The following is a 22,006-nucleotide window of genomic DNA, read 5'->3' on the forward strand; positions in this document are numbered from 1 at the left end:
GCCTTTCAGATCGTCGCCATGTCGATGACGAAGCGGTATTTGATATCAGCGCGTTCCATCCGTTCGAAGGCATGGTTGATCTGGCTGACCGGGATCAGTTCAATCTCGGCAGTTATGCCTTGCTCACCGCAGAGGTCGAGCATTTCCTGGGTCTGCGCGATCCCGCCCACGCCCGATCCGGCCACCGCTTTCTGCCCGCCAAGCAGCAGGCCCGAATGGAAGCTGGGCATCATTTCGATCATCCCGACGATGCAAAGCGTGCCCTGCTTGTCGAGCAGGAACAGGTAAGGCGTGACATCGTGCTGGACCGGCACGGTATCGAGCAGGAAATCAAAGCTGCGGGTCGCGGCCTTCATCGCCGCCTTGTCGGTCGATACCAGCACGTGGTCCGCGCCGAGCTTTTTCGCATCGTCGCCCTTGGCCGGGCTGGTGGTGATCATGGTCACTTCCGCGCCGAGCGCCTTGGCAAATTTTACCCCCATGTGGCCAAGGCCGCCAAGGCCGATCACCCCGACCCGCGTGCCGGGGCCGACGTTCCAGTTCTTCAAGGGGCTGTAGGTCGTGATCCCGGCGCAGAGCAGCGGCGCGGCGGCCGCCATGTCGAGACTGTCGGGCAGGCGCAGCACAAACGGTTCAGCCACCACTATGGCCGCACTATAGCCGCCATAGGTCGGGCTGCCATCGATCCGGTCCTTGCCGTTGTAGGTGCCGGTCGAGCCATTGCGGCAATAGTTCTCCTCGCCTTCCTCGCAGGCGTCGCAGTGGCGGCAGCTATCGACCAGCGTGCCGACCGCGACTTTGTCTCCCGCCTTGAATTTGGTAACCCCGGCGCCGACCGCGCTGACCGTGCCGACAATCTCATGCCCTGGCACAAACGGATAATTGGTCCGGCCCCAATCATTGCGCGCGGCATGAAGGTCTGAATGGCACACCCCGCAATAGGCGATCGCGATGGCTACGTCCTCGTCGCGCAGTGCGCGGCGGTCGATCTCGAACGGTTCGAGGATCGCGGTAGGGGCCGTGGCACCCCAGGCCTTGGTGGCGGACATGGTCTGACTCTCCCGATTTAACCGCACCATTAACCGCGCGATCGGGGGGAGTGTCAAATCCTGCTTCGTGCAGCAGGCCGGCAGATCAGATCAGCGAATCACCCTTGCCGACCATCTTGCCCTTGGTGATGTAAACCTTGGTCCCAACCTCGGCGATCTGGAACAGTTTCCTGGCAAAATCGTTCGGCACGCCAACACAGCCGTGGCTGGCATAGCCTTTTTCCACTTTGGTCCCATGGATCGCCACGCCATCATCGGTCAGGTTCATGGTGAAGGGCATCGGGGCATTGTCATAAGTGCGCGAATGGTGGTCCCTGGCCTTCCACTTGACCGGGAAGACTCCCAGCGGAGTCGGCTTTTCGGTGGTGCCGAGCAGCACGGCGGTCGCGCCGATTTCATAGCCGCCCTGGAACACCGAAAGGACGCGGGCATCGAGGTCCACCGTCACCACCAGCGGGCCTTGCGGCACCCCGGCAGCATCCCAGTGCCATTCGCCATATTTGATCGGCCCGGTGATCGGCAGGACCCGCTTGATTACAAACCGTTCGTCAACCGGGGCCGCGGGAGCAGCAGGGGCGGGGGCCTGTGCCACCTGGGGCGCGGTGCCTTGCGGCTGGGCGAAATCCGCCGGCGCGCCCAGATCGGGCGGCAAAGTGCTCGCCTCGGGCTGGGTTGAATGGGCCAGCCATGCTCCGGCCGCGCCGACCAGCAGCACGAAACCGGCGACAATCCCCGTTCCAGCGTTGAGTTTCAGGCCCATCATATTCCTCGCGACACCAATCCGGACGGACAACCTGCCATGCCTGCCGGGCAAATCCAGCGGCAATCCGGCACCGTTCCGTGCCGGGACTAGCTAACGCGGAAAGGTTAACGCCCGGATGATCGGCGCGCGGCGCGCGGCGGCAGCGGGGCCGTGCGCCGGGCACGCGGCAGACGTGCTGCCGGGGCCGCGGGCGGCAATGCGGCGCGCGGGTGATAATGCTCGCTCGGCTGGGCCTTGCCGAACAGCCAGCCCTGCACCATCCGGCAACCATCGCGGCGTAGCTGGGCAAGCTGTTCGGGCTGTTCCACCCCTTCGGCCAGCGTGCACATGCCCAGCTGGTTGGCCAGCGCGATCACCGCTGCCACGATCGCCCGCGATTCCTCGCGCGTTTCCAGTTCGTTGACGAAGCGGCGGTCGATCTTGATCTTGTCGAACGGAAAGGTCAGCAGATAGTTCAATGAGGCATAGCCGGTGCCGAAATCGTCCAGCGCGATCTTCACGCCCAGATCGTGCAGCTTGCCCAGCAGCGCGATATTGGCTTCCGAATTGTTGAGCAGCACGCCCTCGGTGATCTCGAATTCCACCCGGGCCGGGTCGATGCCGGTTTCAGCCAGTGCATGGACGATCAGCGGCATCAGGTTGGGACTGGACAGTTGGAGCGGCGAGAGGTTGATCGAGATCGTCTCGCCCCCCGGCCAGCGTGCAGCTTCTTCAAAGGCGGTGCGGATCACCCATTCGCCGACCGGCACGATCAGTCCGGTTTCCTCGGCAATCGGGATGAACTGGTCGGGCGGGACCAGGCCGCGTTCCGGATGCTGCCAGCGCAGCAGTGCTTCATAGCCGGTCTTGGCCTCGCTCGGCACGTCAATCAACGGCTGCAGGAACAAGCGCAGCTCGCCCCGGCTAACCGCATGGCGCAAGTCGCGGGCCAAAGCGTGGCGTTCGTGCAATGCCTCGTCCATGCCGGGTTCGAACATTTCCCAGGTGCCCCGGCCATCGCGTTTGGCGCGGGTCAGGGCCATGTCGGCGTAAGAGAACAGCTGTTGCTTGTCGTCCGCGTGGAGCGGTGCCAGCGCGAGGCCCGCACTGACTCCCCCGGCAATGTCCAGATCATCCAGCGCATAGGGCTGGGCCATGGTTTCGACCAGCACCCCGGCCAGCCGCGCGGCGTGATCGCAGGCATCGTTGCCGACCAGCGCGATAGCGAATTCATCGCCCCCAAGCCGCGCAACCATGCGCCGGGCCCCGCCCAGCCCGCTCGCTTCAAGTGCGGCGGTCAGGCGATTGGCGAACATCCTGAGATAGGCATCCCCGGCAGGGTGGCCGAATTCGTCGTTGACCGCCTTGAAATGATCGATGTCGAGATGGAGCAAGGCCACCGCCTCGTCCGGGCCGCGTTCTTCCACCAGTTCGCCCAGGGTACGGTCAAACAAGGTGCGGTTGGGCAAGCCGGTCAGGGCATCGAAATGCGCCATTTGCTGGGCGCGGCGTTCGGCCATGCGATGATCGGTCACGTCCGAAATCAGCCCGCGCCAGGCAACCCGTCCGCCCCCGGCGGCCTGGCTGGGTCGGCCGCTGACCGACCACCAACGCTGGACCGTGCCGCCAGGGTTGGCCAGCGCCAGGATCGCGCCATGCAGCGGACGCCGGCTTGTCAGCGCGCCGGTCAGCGTGTCGCGGATCGCATCCGCGCCAAACAGTGCTGCAAAGGGCTGCCCTTCCAGCGCGTCGATCGCACGGCCCGCACGATCGGCAAACCGCGCGGTGACGTTGATCAGGCGCCCCTCGCGGTCAAGCTCATAGAGCCAGTCCGATCCGGTCTGTTCATATTCATTGAGCAGGACCTGGACGGTCCAGTTGCTCGTCGCCAGCTCCCGATCGGCCAGCAGGCGGGCAATAAACAGGTGGTGCGAAATAAATGCCATGCGGATCAGCATGCCCGCCGCAGCGATCAGAACGAGCACCGCGATGGTGGTTGGCGCGCTGCCGATCCAGGCCAGGCCGACCGCCAGTCCCAGCGTCTGCAGCGCGATCCAGGCCGTGGCGGAAAGCGGGAGGGTGCGCATGGTATAGGCCGCCGAAGCAAGCTGCGCGATCCCGCAGACCGCCAGCAGCAATTGCGCGCCGGGCGGCACATGCGGCAGCCACAGCGCCAGCGGCACACCCAGGTTGAGCCCCATCCACCATGCGTTCCAGCGAAAATCCCGGCGTTGGCGGTGCACTCGATCCCGATGCGGGCCAGTGGGATCGGCGATCCACAACCGGTGAAATCCCGCCAATGCAGTCGAAGCCGCGAACAAGGTGAGCTGCGCCGTGGCGACCTCGCCAAACAGGACCAGCAGCATGGCGCAGGCATTCAGCAAGGTCCCCAGCACCATCATCCGCACAATGCGGACATGCGTGTTGACGAGCCGCCGATCGACCCAGTCCTGCAAATGTGCCGGTACGGCGCCGCGCGGCGCCTGCTGGCTGATCATGGCCCTGATCTTCGATCCTGCCTGTTGCAACCCTGATCCCATAGCCGCAACGGAGTTAACACGGTCCTAGTGCGGCGCAATTTTCACCACTGCACCCTTCTCTTTGCTCCGGCGGCTCACTAAGCCGGTGCCCAAAGGAGATTCGTCGATGCGCCTGCCCCACCTGATCAGCCTTGCCGCCGTGCTTGCCGCCACGGCCCAGCCCAGCCTGGCCAAAGACGCGAAAGCCTATCCCCAGGCAGAGGCCCAGACACTCGACCTGGCCAAACAGCTGATCGCGATCCGTTCGGTCGCGGGCCCCGGCAACCAGACCGACAAGGCGCAGCTGCTGGTCAAGCAGGCGCTGGTCGCAGGCGGATGGAAGGCCGACGAGGTAGAAATCGTGCCGGTTGACGATACTGCCTATCTGATCGCCACCTGGCCGGGCAGCGACCCCAAGCTCAAGCCGCTGGTAATTTCGGGCCATATCGACGTGGTCGAGGCGAAACCGGCTGACTGGGAGCGCGATCCGTTCACCCCGGTGGAGGAAAACGGCTATCTGTTCGGCCGCGGAGCGAGCGACATGAAGTTCGACGCAGCGCTGGCCACCGCCAGCCTGATCGAGCTGCGCCGCCAAGGTTACAAGCCCAAGCGCACCATCGTCCTGCAATTCTCGGGCGACGAGGAAACCACGATGAAGACCGGGCGGATCATTGCCGAACGGCTCAAGAAATCCGAACTGGTGATCAATATCGATGGCGGCGGCGGGACGCTGGACGATGCCAGCGGCAAGGCGCTGTACTGGACCTGGCAGGGCGCCGAAAAAACCTATGACGATTACCAGCTGGAAATGACCAATCCCGGCGGCCATTCCAGCGCGCCGCGCCCCGAAAACGCGATTGCCCAGCTGGCCGAAGCGGTCGCGCGGATCGGCGCCTATCGCTTCCCGGCTGAGCAGAACCCGCTGACCAAGGCCTATTTCGAACAGGCCGCGCAGTTTGAAAGCGATCCTGCCCTGGCCGCCGCGATGCGCGCTTTCGCCGCCAACCCCAAGGATGCGGCCGCGCTGGCCGTGCTGCGCGCCAATCCGGCCACCGTGGGCAAAGTTGGAACCACCTGCGTGCCAACCCTGATCACCGGCGGCCATGCCCAGAACGCCCTGCCACAGCGCGCCACCGCGAACATCAATTGCCGCGTCTTCCCCGAGCACAGCCGCGAGGACATCCGCAAGGTGCTGGAACAGGTCGCAGCCATGCCGGGGCTGAAGGTAACCGCGATCAGCGGTGAAGATTCGATCTCCTCCCCCGCCTCGCCGATGCGCGCGGATTTCATCGCGGCGGCGGAAAAAGCGATGCGCAAGATCCATCCCGGCCTGCCGATCTTCCCCAGCCAGGCATCAGGCGCATCGGATTCGATGTGGTACCGCGCACTGGGCGTACCCAGCTATGGTGCCAGCCCGACTTTCAGCAAGGATTCGGACGATTACGCCCACGGCCTTAACGAACGCGTCGCGCTCAGCAACGTGAAGCCGGGGGTGGTCTATTTCCTGAGCCTGTTTACCGACCTGTCGAAGTAATCCCGGCCAACGCCCCGCGGGCTATTTCGGCGGCTTCCTGCGCGCCGAATGCCTGCGGGGACAGGCACAGTTCGAGCCACAGCCCGTCGACCAGGGCAGTCACGCCGATCGCGGCGCGGCGCAGCCGGGCGGCAGGCACTCCGCAATCGGCCAGCAGCTGTTCCAGCCGCAAGCGGAAGGCGGCGTACTGTTCGTCGTGCTGGCGGGCAATGCCCGGGCGGGCGCGGACCAGGCTCCAGAAGGCGATCCAGGTGGCGAGCAGCTCCGGATCGGCGATCGGCGCGCGAAAGCTGGCCGTCACGAAGGCCTCCAGCCGCGCATGCGGATCGGACCCGGCCTGCGCCAATGCAGCATCCAGTGCTTCGCTGACCCGGCTTTCGACCTCGGCATAGGTCGCCGCGACCAGCGCATCGATCCCCGCGAAGTAATGCCCGACCAGTCCGGGCGAGACCCCGGCCTCCAGCGCAATCGCCCGCACGCTGGTGCCGCCCACTCCTTCGCGGGCCAGCACCCGCGCGCAGGCCAGGATCAGGCTGTGGCGGCGCGCATCGGGCTCGGCCCGCGTATAGGCGCGTTCGGCGCGGGTAAGGGCGGGCTTGGTGCTCACTTGCGGCATTCTAGCACTTGTTGTACGAACGTCCAACAAGCAATCCGGATTCGCCCGATATGACCAAGCTCGACCACGCCTTTGCCGAAATCGAAAGCCACGACGTCGATCCCGACGCCGACTTTTCGCTGCCGGGCTGGATCTATACCGACGAGGAATTCCTGACGCTGGAGATCGAGCGGATCTTTCGCCCGAGCTGGCAGATCGTCTGCCATGTCAGCGAAGTGGCCGAGCCGGGCCAGTACCAGACGCTCGACTACCTGGGCGAAAGCGTGATCGTGATCCGCGGCGAAGATGGCGAAGTGCGGGCCTTCACCAATGTCTGCCGCCACCGCGCGATGCGGCTGGTCGAAGGGCCTTCGGGCTGCACCAAAAAGCTGGTCTGCCCCTATCACGCCTGGGTCTATGAAACCGACGGGCGGCTGACCGGCGTACCGATGAAAGGCGAATACCCCACGCTGAAGCTTGAGGAGAACGGCCTGGCCCCGGTCGCGCTGGAAATCTGGCACGGTTTCATCTTTGTCCGGCTGGAAGATGCCGGGTTCCCCGGGGTCGCCGAAATGATGGCCCCGTTCGAAGCCGAAGTGGCACAATACCGGTTCGAAGACATGCGCAGCATGGGCCCGGTCCGGCACCGCCCGCGCGACGTGAACTGGAAGAACGTCGGCGATAATTATTCGGACAACCTGCACATTCCGGTGGCCCATGACGGGCTCAGCCGCCTGGTCGGCAAGACCTATCGGATCGAGGCGCATGGCTGGGCCGACCGGCTCTATGGCGACGTGGTCAAAAACGAGAAGCAGAACTTCTGGGAAAAGGTTTACGGCGCCTACCTGCCGCGGGTCGAGCACCTGCCCGAAGCGGCGCACGGGCGCTGGCTTTATTACAAGCTGTGGCCGAACATGGCGTTCGACATCTACGCCGACCAGATCGATTTCATGCAGTGGCTGCCGATCAGCCCCACCACCTGCCTGCTGCGCGAAGTGGCCTATTGCCTGCCCGACAACCGGCGCGAAATGAAGGCGGTGCGCTATGCCAACTGGCGGATCAACCGCAATGTCAATGCCGAGGATACCTGGCTGATCAGCCGCGTGCAGCAAGGCATGGCCAGCAAGAGCTATGGCACCGGGCCGATCGCTACCAGCGAGGTTTGCCTGCGCAGCTTTGCCCGCAAGATCCGCGCGTTGATCCCGGAGGCAAGGCAGCCCTTCGCGCCCACTGCCGGGTGGAGCCGCAAATAGAACAAGCCAATCAGGCCACCTTCGCTTGATCCGGACGCAAGGTGGAGAATTTCGGGGAGTTTCGCATGACCAAGACTTATGACGCGCTGATCATCGGCGGTGGCCACAATGGCCTGACCTGTGCCTTCTATCTGGCCAAGGCCGGAATGCGGGTGCGCGTTCTGGAACGGCGGCACATTGTCGGCGGCGCAGCGGTGACCGAAGAATTCCACCCCGGCTTCCGCAACTCCACCGCCAGCTACACCGTCAGCCTGCTGCGGCCCAAAGTGATCGCGGACATGAAGCTGCACGATCATGGCTACCGCGTGATCGAACGCACGATCTCCAACTTCTTCCCGTTCGAGAACGACTATGTGAAGCTGGGCGGCGGGCCGGGCCGAACCGAAGCGGAGTTCGCGCGCTTTTCCAAGAAGGATGCGGCGGCCTATCCGGCCTATGATGCGGCGCTGGAAAAGGTTGCCAATGTGCTGCGCGATCTTTCCTTACAGATCCCGCCCAACCTGGGCGGCGGGCTGCCCGCGCTGATGGCTGCGGCCAAGCAGGGCTGGCCGATGGCCAAGCTTGATATGTCGGTTCAGCGCGACCTGCTCGACATCTTCACCAAGTCGGCACGCCAGTTCCTCGATGGCTGGTTTGAGCATGACTATGTGCAAAGTGCTTTCGCGTTTGACGCGGTGGTGGGGAACTATGCCGGGGTATCGACCCCCGGTTCGGCCTATGTCCTGCTGCACCACGTGTTCGGCGAAGTGAACGGCAAGCTGGGGGCCTGGGGGCACTCGGTCGGCGGCATGGGCGCAATCACCCAGGCGATGGCCAAGGCCTGCGAACTCGCGGGGGTGGAGATCAGCCTGGAAGCCCCGGTGGCGCAAGTGCTGGTCGATGGCGGCAAGGTGAAGGGCGTGAAGCTGGAAAGCGGCGAGGAGATCGCCGCGAGCATTGTCGCCTCCAACGCCGGCCCGGCGCTGCTCTATCGCCAGTTGGTTGACCAGAGCGACCTGGACGATGATTTCAAGCGCCGGATCAAGGGATTCAAAACCTGCTCAGGCACTTTCCGGATGAATGTCGCGCTGTCGGAACTGCCTTCCTTCAGCGTGCTGCCGGGCTCGGCCCAGGCGGAACACCACACCGCCGGGATCATCATCGCGCCGGGTATGGATTACATGGATCAGGCCTTCATCGATGCCCAGCAGCACGGCTGGTCGAAAAAGCCGATCGTCGAAATCAAGATCCCCAGCACCGTGGATGACAGTCTGGCCCCTGCGGGCCAGCACGTCGCCAGCCTGTTCTGCCAGCAGTTCGATCCCACGGTCGATTGGGATGCCAACCGCGACAAGGTGGCGGACCTGATCATCGATACGGTCAATGACCATGCCCCCAATTTCAAAGCCAGCGTGATTGCCACCCAGATTCATTCACCGTGGGATCTGGAACGCAAATTCGGGCTGATTGGCGGGGACATCATGCACGGCACGATGGGGATCGATCAGCTGTGGGCAGCGCGCCCTGTGCTGGGGCATGGCGACTATCGCGGGCCGATCAAGGGGCTCTACATGTGCGGCGCAGGCACCCATCCCGGCGGCGGGGTGACTGGCGCACCCGGCCACAACGCGGCCCATGCGATCCTGGCTGATCGGCCGTTCATCCGGAAGATCTTGCGCTCCTGACCGCCCAGTACACCGGCAGTCCGGCCCCGATCAGCAAGGTCCCCCAGGCGATCGCTTCCAGCCCAAGCCCGTATTCGGCCCAAACGGTAAAGCCACAGGCGATCACGGCGGCAAGCGCCAGCAGGCGGTCTCCCGGTTGCAACCGCAGCGCCGCCAGCGCGCTCATCAGATAGGTCAGCAGCCCGGCGGCAAGGCTGACCGAGGCGATGAACGCAAACAGTTCGGCCGTGCCTTTCTGGTAATTGAGCAAGGTCACCAGGGTCAGCAGGCTGCTCGACACCAGATGCGAGCGCACCGGGGTGCCGTGCGGGCCTTCAACCCCGAACCAGGCCGGAAACACCCCGCCGCGCGCCATCGCCCAGGGCATTTCGGCCTGGACCAGCACCCAGCCGTTAAGCGTCCCGAAAGCGCTGATCGCAGCGCAGAGCGCAACCATGTTGGCCAGCGCGGGTCCGAAATGCAGCCCCAGAAAGTCGGCAATCGGCGCGGGTGAACCTGTCGCAGCGCTGACCGGAACATAGAGTGCGAACGCGCCCGAAATCAGCAGATAGATCGCGCCCGTCAGCAACACCCCGATCAGCGTGGCCCGCGGTACATTGCGCGCGGCGTCTTCTACCTTGTCAGCGGGCACGGTCCCCGCTTCGAGCCCGAGAAAGCCCCAGAACGTCAGGGCGACGGCATTGGCCACGCTGTTGCCGGTAATTGCGATCCCCGGATCGGGCGCGCGCGGCGCACCGCTCAGCCACAGCCACAGCGCCAGCCCGATCAGCAGCACCAGCGGCAGCAGTTTCAGCACCACGGTCACTTCCTGCAGCCGCCCAGCGGCGCGCACCCCGCGGATGTTGACCCAGGTGACGAGCCATACGCAGGCCACCGCCAAGACAGCGGGCAAGCCAGCCGTCTGCCCGATCCGGGGAAAGATGTGGTCGAGCGCGCTGACCACGGCGACGGCAATCGCCCCGTTGCCGACCCAGCTCATCACCCAGTACGACCAGGCCGTCATGAAACCCGGCAGCGGGCCGAAGGCAGCATTGGCATAGGCATAGGGCCCGCCTGACAGCGGAATCTTCGCCCCCAGCCGCGCGAAAACATAGCCCAGCGCCATGGCCCCGGTGATCGAAATCAGCCAGCCGATCATCTGGTTCCACCCCAGCGGGGCCAGACTGGCGGGCAGCAGATAGATCCCCGAACCGATCATGTTGCCGACGACCAGCGCCAACAGCGCCCAGAACCCCAGGCCTTTCGTTCGCGCAGCTGTCATTGCGTCATCCCCCGCCGATCACTTCAGGAGCGAACGTAGCGCTTGATCGCGGCGCGTCACCATGTTTCATGGCTGGCATGTCCCAACCCGCTTCCCGTTCGTGGCAGGATCTGCTGAACAACCGCCATCCCCGGCTGATCGAAGCCGCCATGGCAATGAACGAGAACGATCTGCCGCGCGCCGAACCGCTGCTTCGGGCGCATCTCAAGGAACTGCCCGAAGATGTTGAGGCGATCCGGATGTTCGCCGAACTGGCGGGCCGGCTGGGGCGGCTCAAAGATGCGGAAAACTTGCTGCGCCGCGCGCTGGAACTGGCCCCGCAATTCACCGCCGCGCGGGCCAATCTGGCCCTGGTGCTCTACCGCCAGAACCGCCCGGCCGAAGCGCTGGATGAACTGGAACTGCTAATCGAACAGGAACCCGGCAATCCGGCCCACGGCAATCTGATGGCCGCCGCGCTGGGCCGGGTTGGCGAGTTCGACCAGGCTATCGCGACCTATGAGCGGGTGCTGGCCCGCGTACCCGAACAGCCACGGATCTGGACCAGTCTGGGCCATGTCCTGAAAACGGTAGGGCGGCAGGCCGATGGCGTGGCCGCCTATCGCCGTGCGATCGAGCAGCTGCCCAGCCTGGGAGAGGCCTGGTGGAGCCTGGCCAACCTCAAGACCTTCCGCTTTACCGACGACGAAGTTGCAGTGATGCGCCAGCAACTGGCCGATCCCAAGCTGCCCGAGGACAGCCGGGTGCAGATCGATTTCGCGCTGGGCAAGGCGATGGAGGATCGCGGCGATCACGCTGCGGCCTTTGCCCACTATGCCTCCGGCAACACCTTGCGCCGCAAATCGGAACCCTGGGACGCGGATGAAACCACCCGCTTTGTCGACCGCCTGATTGAAATCGCCACGCCGGAATTCTTTGCCGCCCATGCCGGCCAGGGCTGTCAGGCGAACGACCCGGTGTTCGTGCTGGGCATGCCGCGCGCCGGATCGACACTGGTCGAACAGATCCTGTCCAGCCACAGCCAGATCGAGGGCACCAGCGAGCTGCCCGACATTCCCGCGCTGGCCCGGCGCGAGGAGGACTATCCGCTGAGCCTGCCGGGACTGACGGCAGAACAACTGCTGAACCGGGGTGAGGAGTTCCTGAAACGCACCCGGATCCAGCGCAAGACCGGGCGGCCGCTGTTTATCGACAAACTGCCGAACAACTGGGTCCATGCGGTGTTCATCCGGCTAATCCTGCCCAATGCGAAACTGGTCGACGCCCGCCGCCACCCGCTCGGCTGCTGCTTTTCCAACTTCAAGCAGCACTTCGCCAAGGGGCAGGCGTTCAGCTATGATCTGGCCGACATGGGGCGGTACTATGCCGACTATGTCCGGCTGATGGCGCATCTGGACCGGGTTCAGCCGGGCAAGGTCCACCGCGTGATCTATGAACGCATGGTCGATGATACCGAAACCGAAGTGCGCCGCCTGCTGGACTATATCGGCGTGCCGTTCGAACCGGCTTGTCTGGCGTTCCACGAAACCGAACGGGCCGTGCGCACTGCCAGCAGTGAACAGGTGCGCCAGCCGATCTTTCGCGACGGAACCGAGGCCTGGAAACACTTTGCCCCCTTCCTTGGCCCGCTTGAAGCGGCTTTGGGCCCGGTTCTGCCCGCCTATCCCGAGGCGCCAGAGGCGTGATAAATCTGCAACGCATCCAGCAGATTGACAGGAATGTTAACGAGCCTTGCTTGACTGCGGCGTGACCACGAATCAGGGTCTCGCATTCGCAGCATTCAAGGATGGGATATTGATGCGCCTCGCCACACGTCGCACGGCTTTCGCCGCGCTGTTCGCCACCACCGCCCTCACCGCGGCCCCGGCTTTGGCCCAGGACGCCGCAGCCGATGCGGAAACTGACGCCACCGAAATCGTCGTCACCGCGCAAAAGCGTTCGGAAAGCCTGCAGAAGGTTCCGATCTCGATCCAGGCGCTGGGCACGGCCAAGCTCGATCAGCTCAACATCTCGGACTTCAAGGGCTATGCCCAGCAGCTCCCCTCGGTCTCGTTCCAGAGCTCGGGCACGCCCGGCAACAGCGTGATCTATATGCGCGGTGTCGCTTCGGGCGGGGACGGCAACCACTCGGGCTCGCTGCCTTCGGTCGGCGTCTATCTCGATGAACAGCCGGTCACCACGATCGGCGGCAACCTGGATGTCCATATCTATGACATCGCCCGGATCGAAAGCCTGTCTGGCCCGCAAGGCACGCTCTATGGTGCATCGTCCGAAGCCGGCACGATCCGCATCATCACCAACAAGCCCAGCACCGCCGGGTTCGAAGGCCGCGTCGATGGCGAAGTGAACACGGTGCGCAATGGCGACATCGGCGGCAAGATCGAAGGCATGATCAATGCCCCGCTGGCGGGCAGCGCCGCGCTGCGCGTCTCGGGCTTTTACCAGCGCGACGGCGGCTATATCGACAATGTCGCCGGCAGCCGCTGTTTCCTGCCCCAGCCGGGCGGGATCTGCATGAACAACACCGCTTTCGTCGAAAAGAACTACAACGACACCGAAAGCTATGGCGGCCGCGCCGCGCTGAAGGTCGATCTGAACGACAGTTGGACCGCGACGCCGGCGGTCATGTACCAGAACACCAAGAGCAACGGTTCCTACGGCTATGATGACAGCCTGGGCGATCTCAAGGTTCAGCACTTCTTCCCCGAATTCCGCACCGACAAATTCGTCCAGGCGGCGCTGACCATCGAAGGCAAGATCGGCAACTGGGACCTGACCTATGCCGGTGCCTATCTTGATCGCAAGACCGCCAGCTCAAGCGATTACACCGACTATTCCGAAGCTTACGATTCGCTCTACAGCTCGGTCGGCGGGCTTGCGGGCTATTTCTACTTTGGGGATTCGGCAGGTAACACGATCAACCCGACCCAGAAGGTGGTCGGCAGTGATCACTTCAAGAAGCTGAGCCAGGAACTGCGCATCGCCTCGCCTTCGGATCAGCCGCTGCGGGTCGTCGCGGGGCTGTTCTATCAGCGCCAGTCGAACGACATCCACCAGGATTACCAGGTGGCGAACCTTTCTCCGAAGCTGTCGGTCAACGGTTTCCCCGGCACCCTGTGGCTGACCCAGCAGCACCGCGTTGACAAGGACTATGCGGCGTTCGGCGAAGTCAGCTACGATCTGGCCCCCACGGTCACGCTGACCGGCGGGATCCGCGCGTTCAAGTATGACAACAACCTGATCGGCTTCTTCGGCTTTGGCCGCGATCCGGCGGGCCTGTTCGCCACCACTCCGTACAACGCGGCAGGCAGCTCGCGCACGGGTGTGGCGGGCTGCTTCACCACCAGCGGTTCGCGTCTGCGCCCGGTGGCGGGGACTGCGGCTGCGGTACTGGCTCCGGCTTCGGTGGCGGGCAGCCCCTGCACCAACCTGGGTGTATGGAACGGCGGCAAGATCGATCCGGTTGTTGCCAAGGGTGACGGGGTAACCTGGCGCTTCAACGCCAACTGGAAGCCCAGCAGCACCGCGATGGTCTATGCCACCGTGTCCAAGGGTTTCCGCCCCGGCGGGATCAACCGCCGCGCGGACGTGGCCCCCTATGAACCGGACTACCTGATCAACTATGAATTCGGGTGGAAGACCACGCTGGCTCCGGGTCTGCGGCTGAACGGCGCGATCTACCAGCAGAACTGGAAGAAGTTCCAGTTCTCGTATCTGGGCGCCAACAGCTTCACCGAAATCCACAACGGCCCCGATGCCCGGATCCGCGGCGTGGAAATGGATCTGGCCTATAACGGTGGCGGTCTGTCGCTGAACATGGCCGGGTCCTATACCGATGCCAAGACGCTCAAGAACCTGTGCATCATCGATGACCCGACCTATGCCTGCGCCGGGGCTGGCAACATGGTTTCGGCAGCCAAGGGCACCCGCCTGCCGATCACCCCGCAGTGGAAGCTGTCGGGCACCATGCGCTACACCGGCGAAATGGGCAGCACCAAGCCCTATGGCCAGATCAACGTCGCTTACCAGAGCAAGGCCAGCTCGGACATCCGCACCGCGGTGTTCGAAACCTTCAGCGGCAACGTGATCAGCCCGGCGGCGCAGCTGGGTGATCTGGCGGCCTATGCCACCGTCAACCTGGCGCTGGGGGCAGAGCTGGACAAGTTCAACGTGGAACTGTTCGTGCAGAACCTGTTCGATGAACGCGGTCAGGTCTCGCGCTTCCAACAGTGCGGCTCGTGCGGCCAGCGCGGCTATATCGTGCCGATCAACCCGCGCACCATCGGTTTGCGCGCCGGAGCCAAGTTCTAAACCTGGCTCTGACTTAGGCTAGCGACAAGCGGCCCGGTCCTCACCAGAGGGCCGGGCCGTTTGCTGTTATGGGGGGAACGGATAACCCTCTCCCCTTGAGGGGAGAGGGCCCAGAGAGGGGAGCGCGCTCCGGCCCCCTCTCAACTTCGGCAAGCGAGCAAGCCTGCGTATCTCTCCCCTGGGGCCGAAGGCGGCCGCAGGCCAACGGGAGAGAGCGGACAGGTCATCATAAACGCGGTCCCTACCAGTAATCGGCCATCAATTCGCGCGACCAGTCTGGCTGGCGCAGTTCTCCACGCGGCAGGAATTCGGCCATGACCGGCTTGATATCCAGCACCGGGGTGCCGTCGATCGCATCCAGCCCCGCTACCAGCAACCGCGTGCCTTCAACGCCCGTGATCCGGCAGACCGAGATTCCCAATCGGTTCGGCCGGTTGCGCCCGCGCTGGGCAAAGACGCCGACCTTGGGCCAGTCCTGATTGCCGCGCGGGTGCCGCGCGGTCAGCACCACTTCGCTTTCGGGCAGGCGGTCAAACTGGAACAGCACTTCGGCGTGGCTGAACGCGTCCAGCCCCTGCAAGGCTTCCGCGCCCAGCCAGCCAGTGTCGAGTTCGATCGCGGCGCGCTCTGCGTCCCAGGCGTCATCTTCTGCCGCCACGCGCCCACCGCGCACCCAGCCGACCGGGCGCAGGAAAATCTCGCTCATGCAGCACTCTCCTCATCGCCGAATGGTCGGAACGGCGCGGTTACATCGTCACGTACGCGGGCGAGGCGGCCGCTGGCACGGTCGATCATGGCCCAGGTGGTGTTGGAACTGACCAGCAATTTGCCCGCCGCATCGGTGAAGTCGACCCGCCGGTCAAACCGGGCACCGGTGGGAGCCTTGGGGATCCAGGTGGTCCCCATAACCGCATCGCCCAGACCCACATTGCCACGATAGTCGATCTCGTGCCGGGTCACGACCCAGATGAACGCGGCCTGGTGTTCAGGCGCGGCCACCGTGGACCAGTGCGCCGTGGCCAGTTGCTGGATCCAGTCAACCCAGACCGCATTGTTGACATGCCCCAGCTCGTCAATGTGCTGCGGCTGGGCGGTGAAGGTCATGGCATGGCGGTTGGACATCGCCGCAGGGAATGCCGGGTTTACAACGGGATCGCAATGCTCTGTTAGGAGCACGATGCTACAACCGCACGGTTCGCAAGATACAGGTGAGCCATGGACAGGAAAATCGGCGACGAAGGCACCGGCAAGCGCGGGTTCAAGCCTGGGGTCAATTTCAGCCAGCAACGGCCAGGTGCCAAGGCCCTGATCGTCAACGGCAACGGCATCTTCAAATACGATGATGGCAAGCTGGAAACGCTGGCCGATGCGGTCGATTACTTCTGGGGCGCGGTTTCGCAGAACCCGGCGGAATGGCAACTGACCACCAAAGGCTATGACTATCTGATTGCCCATGCCGGGCAGGCCACGCGCGAAGACCTGCGCCGTGCGCTCAACTGGCTGGAACTGTCGATCCAGCGGCGCGAACGCGGCGCGGCGGTGGCTGCGGCGCGCTATCTCTCGCTGCTGCCGGCCGAACTGCTGGCCAGCGATGCGATGCGGCTGCAGACCGTGTTCAACAGCCGGATCCTGGGCATGGTCTGGCAGGTCACCCCCGATCTTGACGTAAAACCGCTGCCCCCGCGCATTCCGAAGTTCGGGCAGGAGGCCGGTTACGGCCTGATCCGTTCAGTGCCGGAGCTTTACGAGAAGCTGGCCATGCTTACCCCCGAACTGGAAGACATAGTCCTGCTGCTGGTGCGCGAAGCATTGCAATACCGCGTCTCGCTGCCGCCTGCGCTTACCGCTATGGCCGAACCCCCAGCTGCCACAGGATAAAGGCGAATTCTTCCGCCGTTTCCTTGAGGCTTTCAAACCGGCCCGATTTGCCGCCGTGGCCCGCGCCCATGTTGGTCTTGAGCAGCAGCTCATTGCCATCGGTTTTGAGCTCGCGCAGTTTCGCCACCCATTTCGCCGGTTCCCAATAGGTCACGCGCGGATCGTTGAGCCCGGCGGTGACCAGGATCGGCGGATAGGCCTGCGCGCGGACCTGATCATAGGGTGAGTAGCTGCGGATCAGCTCAAACGCGGCCTGATCCTCGATCGGGTTGCCCCATTCGGGCCATTCCCCCGGCGTCAGCGGCAGCGAGGCATCGAGCATCGTTGCCAGCACATCGACAAACGGGACATGCGCCGCAACCGCGCCCCACAGTTCGGAATCGGAATTGCACACCGCGCCCATCAGCTCGCCCCCGGCCGATCCGCCCGCAATCGCGATCTGCCCGGCGCGGGTCAGCCCGCGATCGATCAAGCCATGCGCAACGTCGACGAAATCGGTGAAAGTGTTGGTGCGCCGTTCGAGCTTGCCGGCCTTGTACCAGGCCCGCCCCAGATCGTCCCCGCCGCGGATATGGGCGATGGCATAGGCAAACCCCCGGTCGAGCAGGCTGAGCCGGGTGGTCGAAAAACCCGGTTCGATCGCAATGCCATAAGCGCCGTAGCCATAGAGATAGAGCGGACCCGCACCCGTGCGGTCGCGGCGATAGACCACCGATACCGGCACGGTAGTGCCATCGCGCGCGGTAATCTCCAGCCGCTCGGTCGCATAGAGCGCGGCATCGTAGCCGGATGGAATTTCCTGCACCTTCAGCGTGGTCATGGTGCGGCTGGCGAGATCATAGTCGAGCACCGAGGCCGGGCTGACCATGCTTTCATAGGACAGCCGCAGCGTGGTAACCGCCCATTCGGGATTGTCCCCCAGTCCGGCCGAATAGCTCGCTTCGGGAAAGACGATCGGTTCAATCCGCGCGGGATCATCGTAATAGCGCAGCTCGATCTGATCGAGCCCGGCGCGGCGGCCTTCGATCACGTAGAAATCGCGGAACAGATCAAATCCGGTCAGATAGAACGCATCGCTGCCTTCGATCAGCGTGGTCCATTCGCCCGGCGCGCTGAGCGGCGCGGTGGCGAGGCGGAAATTCTCATGCGTGTCGTTGGTGTGGATGAACAAAGTCTCGCCATTCAGGTCGAGATCGTATTCGACCCCGGTCTGGCGCGCTTTGACCAGCAATGGCGAGGCCAGCGGATCGGCGGCGGGTACCAGCCGCACTTCGCTGGTTTCATGGTCCGACGTGCCGATGATCAGCCACTGTTCGTTGGCTGACAGCGACGAGCCGACGCGGAACCCTTCGTCGTCTTCGTGATAGAGCTCGACATCGCTCTCCACCGGCTGGCCCAGCCAGTGCAGCCGCGCATTGTCCGTGCGCCACTGTTCGTTGGCAAGGCTGTAGACCAGCCCTTTGTCACCCGCGACCCAGACCAGCCCGGACAGCGTGCCGGGGATCACATCGGGCAGCTCTTCACCGGTGGCCAGATCCTTGATCCGGGCAGTGAAGCGTTCCGAACCGTTGTCATCGACTGCCCAGGCGAGCAGCCGTCCATCGCTGGAAACCGAAATCGCGCCAAGCCGGAAGTATTCGTGGCCTTCTGCCAGCGCGACTTCGTCAAGAATCAGCTGATCCGCGCCGCCAGCCACGGGGCGGCGCCACCACTTCTTGTATTCCGCGCCTTGTTCGAATTCGATCCAGTAGAGGTAATTGCCATCCTTCTGCGGGACCGACTTGTCCGCTTCCTTGATCCGCGCGCGCATTTCGGTGAACAGCGTGTCGATCGTGCCCTGCTGCGGGGCCATGCGCTGTTTGAACCAGGCGTTTTCGGCTTCGAGATGCGCCAGCACTTCGGCGTCCTTGACCTCTGGGTAAAGCGGATCGCGCAGCCAGGCGTAGTCATCACTTACAGCGATGCCGTGGTGCGTTTCGACGTGCGGTACTTTCTTGGCGACGGGGGGTGTGGTCAGGGTCATGCACCCGCTCTATGGTGCAGCCATTGTCCCCGCAAGCAGGACTCGATCTGATATGCTGATGAACACACACGAAGCGCGGCTCGATGCGCTGCGCAAGGAACTGAAGGCCCGCGGACTGGGCGGGTTCGTAGTGCCGATTTCGGACGAACACATGAGCGAATACGTGGGTGACTATGCCCAGCGGCTGGCCTGGCTGACGGGGTTTGGCGGTTCAGCCGGAACCGCCGCCGTGCTGACCGACGTTCCTGCTGAAGGTCCGGGGGCCGCGATGTTCGTGGACGGGCGCTATACCCTGCAGGTGCGCGAACAGGTTGATGGGCGATTGTTCGAATATCAGTCGGTTCCGGCCACCCCGGTCACCGCCTGGCTGGCAGACAAAGCCCCGGCGGGCGCGAAGATCGGGTTCGATCCGTGGCTGCACGGCAAACCGTGGGTCGATGCCACCCGCGCGGCGCTGGCGGCCAAGGGGGCAGAGCTGGTGCCGGTGCAGGGCAATCCGATCGACGCCATCTGGGCCGATCAGCCTGCGCCCTCACCCGCCCCAGCGCTGGTCCATCCGAGCGAGCTGGCCGGGCAATCGAGCGAAGCCAAGCGCAGCGAAGTGGCCGAATGGCTGGCAGCGAAAGGCCTCGACGCGGCGGTGATTTCGGCGCTCGATGGGGTGGCCTGGCTGCTCAACCTGCGCGGCTCGGACGTCAGCCGCACGCCAGTGGCGCTAAGCTTTGTGCTGGCCCATGCCGATGGCACCGCCGAACTGTTCATCGCCGAGGAAAAGGTTACGCCCGAGCTGCGCGCGCATCTGGGCAATGCCGTAACCGTGCGCCCGCGCGAGGCCTTTGTTCCGCAATTGCAGGCGCTGGGCGGCAAACAGGTCGCAGTCGATCCCGAACGCGCGGTTGAGGCGGTGTTTGCCGCGCTCGAAGGGGCCGGGGCCAAAGTGGTGGCGCTGACCGACCCGACCGTGCTGGCGAAAGCGCAGAAGAACCCGGTCGAACAGGCCGGCCACCGCGCCGCGCAGGCCCGCGACGGCGCGGCAATCGCGCGGTTCCTGCACTGGCTGTCGATCGAAGCCCCCAAAGGCGGAGTGGACGAACTGGGTGCGGCGGCGCAGCTCCAGGCCTTCCGTGAGGAAACCGGCCTGCTGCGCGACACTTCGTTCGACACGATCAGCGCCGCTGGACCGCACGCCGCCAGCCCGCACTACAAAGTGGATGAACAGTCCAACATCAGAATTGATCCGGGCTCGGTCTATCTGGTCGATTCTGGCGGACAATATGCCGACGGCACGACCGACATCACCCGCACCGTCTGGATCGGGACGCCAGATGGATTGGGTGAACCAACGGCGGAACACAAGGATCGCTTCACCCGTGTGCTCAAGGGGCACATCATGCTGGACCAGATCGTGTTCCCCAGGGGTACGGTCGGCGCACAGCTTGATACCTGCGCGCGCTATGCGCTGTGGCAGGCCGGAGTCGACTATGCCCACGGCACCGGCCACGGGGTAGGCAGTTTCCTGTCAGTCCACGAAGGTCCGCAGCGGATCGCAAAGGCCGCCGGGGGTCAGGCCGGGACCGGGCAGGAACTGCTGCCGGGCATGATCCTTTCGAACGAGCCGGGTTACTACAAGGCTGGCCGCTTCGGCATTCGCATCGAAAATCTGGTGCTGGTGGAACCGCGCGAGATCGCAGGCATGGAGGGTGAATACTTCGGCTTCGAAACCCTGACTTTCGCCCCGATCGACGCCGCGCTGGTCGATTGCAGCCTGCTCACCCGGGGCGAGGTGGAGTGGTGGAACGCCTATCACGCCAAGGTTGAGGCCATGCTGGCCCCGCAGCTGGACGGCGCGGCGCTGGACTGGCTGAAGGCGGCGTGTACCCCCTTGTAGGACGAATTTGTTCCTGTATTGTTCTCACAGCGAATCGAAGGGAGAACGCGAAATGATCGGATATGTAACCGTGGGCACCAATGACCTGCCCCGCGCAGCGAAGTTCTATGATGCACTGGCGGCTGAAATGGGCACCGGGCGGATGATGGAATTTGAGACATTCATTGCCTGGGGCACTCCCGGCGGCGGCGCGGGCGTTGCGGCGACCAAGCCTTATGACGGGCAGGCCGCGACTGTCGGCAACGGGGTGATGGTCGCACTGGAAGCGCGCGACAAGGAACAGGTTGACCGGCTCTACCAGATTGCCATGGACAACGGCGGTTCTGACGAAGGCGCGCCGGGGCCGCGCGGTGACGGGTTTTACGCCGGATACTTCCGCGATCCTGACGGCAACAAGCTCAACGCTTTCGTGATGGGGTGATCCCCTAGCCGGGGCGGCAGACCCGCCGCCCCCGCTAAACCCCGGATGAACGGCTTGCCACGGCTGCGACAAATGGCGACAAATTGACCGGTATGCGGCATAATTGGGTGACATGCCGCCCCTAGAACGGTGAACAGGAAGTCGTGGGCCCTTTGGTTCCCCCCTCCCCCTCACCCCGGGGTTCGCGGCTTCACCCTTTTAGTGGATGGGATTTCACCGATGAAGAAACTGACCCTTGGCCTTTCGGCCGCCGCGCTGGCTCTGGCCGGCACCGTGGCGCTGGCGCAAAGCCACGACATGGGCAAAATGGATCCGATGGCCGGCAAGACCGTGACCAAGGCCGAAGCTCAGACCATGGCCGTGCAGATGTTCGACAAGATGGACGCCAACCGCGATGGCAAGCTCGATTCCGCTGACCGCGAAGCGCACCGCGCGCAGCGGATGGAGGAACATTTCGCCAAGCTGGATGCCGACAAGAGCGGCTCGATCTCGCGCGATGAATTCAATGCCGCGCATCAGCCGGGTGAGCGCGGTGGACGCGGCGAACACGGCCGGCGCGGTGAAGGACGCAAAGGCATGGGCCACGGCGGCGGCATGATGATGCTGCACATGGCCGATACGAACAAGGACAAGGCCGTCAGCAAGGATGAATTCCTGGCTGCTCATGCCAAGCATTTCGATACGGCCGACGCCAACCACGATGGCAAGCTGACCCCGGAAGAACGCAAGGCTGCCCATGAAAAGATGCGCGGCATGATGGGCAAGATGAAGGGCATGCACGGCGGCCATGGCATGCATGGCGGCGCTGACATGCCGCCTCCGCCGCCCCCGCCGGGCAACTGAATGGTACTGCGCTGGCCCCGTCCGC

At 64.2% G+C, this 22,006-nt stretch carries 17 protein-coding genes; 9 read left to right on the forward strand and 8 right to left on the reverse strand.

Going from position 1 to position 22,006, the window contains the following annotated elements; genetic code table 11:
• Positions 1-5: 5 nt before the first annotated feature.
• The 3 genes from MNBBLIKP_RS01855 to MNBBLIKP_RS01865 form a co-directional block, all read right to left on the reverse strand.
• Positions 6-1,049 (reverse strand): NAD(P)-dependent alcohol dehydrogenase, encoded by a 1,044-nt coding sequence (locus tag MNBBLIKP_RS01855; RefSeq protein WP_088306895.1) that lies wholly within the window; start codon positions 1,047-1,049, stop codon positions 6-8.
• 85 nt (positions 1,050-1,134) lie between these two features.
• Positions 1,135-1,812: a L,D-transpeptidase family protein gene (locus tag MNBBLIKP_RS01860; RefSeq protein WP_088306897.1), complete on the reverse strand. Its 678-nt coding sequence runs from the start codon at positions 1,810-1,812 to the stop codon at positions 1,135-1,137.
• Between the two features lie 104 nt (positions 1,813-1,916).
• Positions 1,917-4,289: a putative bifunctional diguanylate cyclase/phosphodiesterase gene (locus MNBBLIKP_RS01865; RefSeq protein WP_176399615.1), complete on the reverse strand. Its 2,373-nt coding sequence runs from the start codon at positions 4,287-4,289 to the stop codon at positions 1,917-1,919.
• A 148-nt stretch (positions 4,290-4,437) separates the two neighbouring features.
• On the opposite strand from MNBBLIKP_RS01865, the gene MNBBLIKP_RS01870 reads away from it, so the two are divergent.
• Entirely contained in the window at positions 4,438-5,844 is a 1,407-nt protein-coding gene (locus MNBBLIKP_RS01870; protein WP_088306901.1) for a M20/M25/M40 family metallo-hydrolase, read from the forward strand.
• On the opposite strand, the gene MNBBLIKP_RS01875 is transcribed toward MNBBLIKP_RS01870, so the two are convergent.
• Positions 5,825-6,460, reverse strand: a complete 636-nt coding sequence (locus tag MNBBLIKP_RS01875; RefSeq protein ID WP_088306903.1) for a TetR family transcriptional regulator C-terminal domain-containing protein — start codon at positions 6,458-6,460, stop codon at positions 5,825-5,827. The two genes, MNBBLIKP_RS01870 and MNBBLIKP_RS01875, sit on opposite strands and share 20 nt — an antisense overlap.
• A 50-nt stretch (positions 6,461-6,510) precedes the next feature.
• Here MNBBLIKP_RS01875 and MNBBLIKP_RS01880 point away from each other — a divergent pair, with 50 nt between their 5' ends.
• Entirely contained in the window at positions 6,511-7,692 is a 1,182-nt protein-coding gene (locus MNBBLIKP_RS01880; RefSeq protein WP_088306905.1) for an aromatic ring-hydroxylating oxygenase subunit alpha, read from the forward strand.
• A 65-nt stretch (positions 7,693-7,757) separates the two neighbouring features.
• A complete protein-coding gene (locus MNBBLIKP_RS01885) occupies positions 7,758-9,356 on the forward strand; it encodes a phytoene desaturase family protein (RefSeq protein ID WP_088306907.1) in 1,599 nt (532 codons plus the stop codon).
• Here MNBBLIKP_RS01885 and MNBBLIKP_RS01890 read toward each other — a convergent pair.
• Entirely contained in the window at positions 9,331-10,617 is a 1,287-nt protein-coding gene (locus MNBBLIKP_RS01890) for an amino acid permease (RefSeq protein ID WP_088306909.1), read from the reverse strand. The two genes, MNBBLIKP_RS01885 and MNBBLIKP_RS01890, sit on opposite strands and share 26 nt — an antisense overlap.
• 77 nt (positions 10,618-10,694) lie before the next feature.
• Here MNBBLIKP_RS01890 and MNBBLIKP_RS01895 point away from each other — a divergent pair, with 77 nt between their 5' ends.
• Together MNBBLIKP_RS01895 and MNBBLIKP_RS01900 are read left to right on the forward strand one after the other, a co-directional pair.
• Positions 10,695-12,302, forward strand: a complete 1,608-nt coding sequence (locus tag MNBBLIKP_RS01895) for a tetratricopeptide repeat-containing sulfotransferase family protein (RefSeq protein ID WP_254912884.1) — start codon at positions 10,695-10,697, stop codon at positions 12,300-12,302.
• A gap of 112 nt (positions 12,303-12,414) precedes the next feature.
• On the forward strand, positions 12,415-14,928 hold the full coding sequence (locus tag MNBBLIKP_RS01900) for a TonB-dependent receptor (protein WP_088306971.1): 2,514 nt from the start codon (positions 12,415-12,417) through the stop codon (positions 14,926-14,928).
• Between the two features lie 241 nt (positions 14,929-15,169).
• Here MNBBLIKP_RS01900 and MNBBLIKP_RS01905 read toward each other — a convergent pair whose 3' ends face one another.
• Entirely contained in the window at positions 15,170-15,634 is a 465-nt protein-coding gene (locus MNBBLIKP_RS01905; protein WP_088306913.1) for an SAM-dependent methyltransferase, read from the reverse strand.
• Positions 15,631-16,050, reverse strand: a complete 420-nt coding sequence (locus MNBBLIKP_RS01910) for an acyl-CoA thioesterase (RefSeq protein ID WP_088306915.1) — start codon at positions 16,048-16,050, stop codon at positions 15,631-15,633. The genes MNBBLIKP_RS01905 and MNBBLIKP_RS01910 overlap by 4 nt, the downstream gene beginning before the upstream one ends.
• Before the next feature lie 93 nt (positions 16,051-16,143).
• Between MNBBLIKP_RS01910 and MNBBLIKP_RS01915 the strand changes: the two genes are divergently transcribed.
• On the forward strand, positions 16,144-16,806 hold the full coding sequence (locus MNBBLIKP_RS01915) for a hypothetical protein (protein ID WP_088306917.1): 663 nt from the start codon (positions 16,144-16,146) through the stop codon (positions 16,804-16,806).
• On the opposite strand, the gene MNBBLIKP_RS01920 is transcribed toward MNBBLIKP_RS01915, so the two are convergent.
• Complete coding sequence (locus tag MNBBLIKP_RS01920) at positions 16,775-18,829, reverse strand: S9 family peptidase (RefSeq protein ID WP_088306919.1); 2,055 nt, start codon at positions 18,827-18,829, stop codon at positions 16,775-16,777. The genes MNBBLIKP_RS01915 and MNBBLIKP_RS01920 overlap by 32 nt on opposite strands.
• A gap of 52 nt (positions 18,830-18,881) precedes the next feature.
• Between MNBBLIKP_RS01920 and MNBBLIKP_RS01925 the strand changes: the two genes are divergently transcribed.
• The 3 genes from MNBBLIKP_RS01925 to MNBBLIKP_RS01935 all read left to right on the forward strand — a co-directional run bounded on the left by MNBBLIKP_RS01925 (position 18,882) and on the right by MNBBLIKP_RS01935 (position 21,981).
• A complete protein-coding gene (locus MNBBLIKP_RS01925) occupies positions 18,882-20,717 on the forward strand; it encodes an aminopeptidase P family protein (RefSeq protein WP_088306921.1) in 1,836 nt (611 codons plus the stop codon).
• 52 nt (positions 20,718-20,769) lie between these two features.
• Positions 20,770-21,138, forward strand: a complete 369-nt coding sequence (locus tag MNBBLIKP_RS01930) for a VOC family protein (RefSeq protein WP_088306923.1) — start codon at positions 20,770-20,772, stop codon at positions 21,136-21,138.
• Between the two features lie 219 nt (positions 21,139-21,357).
• Complete coding sequence (locus tag MNBBLIKP_RS01935; protein WP_254912885.1) at positions 21,358-21,981, forward strand: EF-hand domain-containing protein; 624 nt, start codon at positions 21,358-21,360, stop codon at positions 21,979-21,981.
• The last annotated feature ends 25 nt before the right edge of the window (positions 21,982-22,006 follow it).

It is taken from the genome of Novosphingobium sp. B 225, assembly GCF_002198665.1.
GTDB lineage: Bacteria > Pseudomonadota > Alphaproteobacteria > Sphingomonadales > Sphingomonadaceae > Novosphingobium.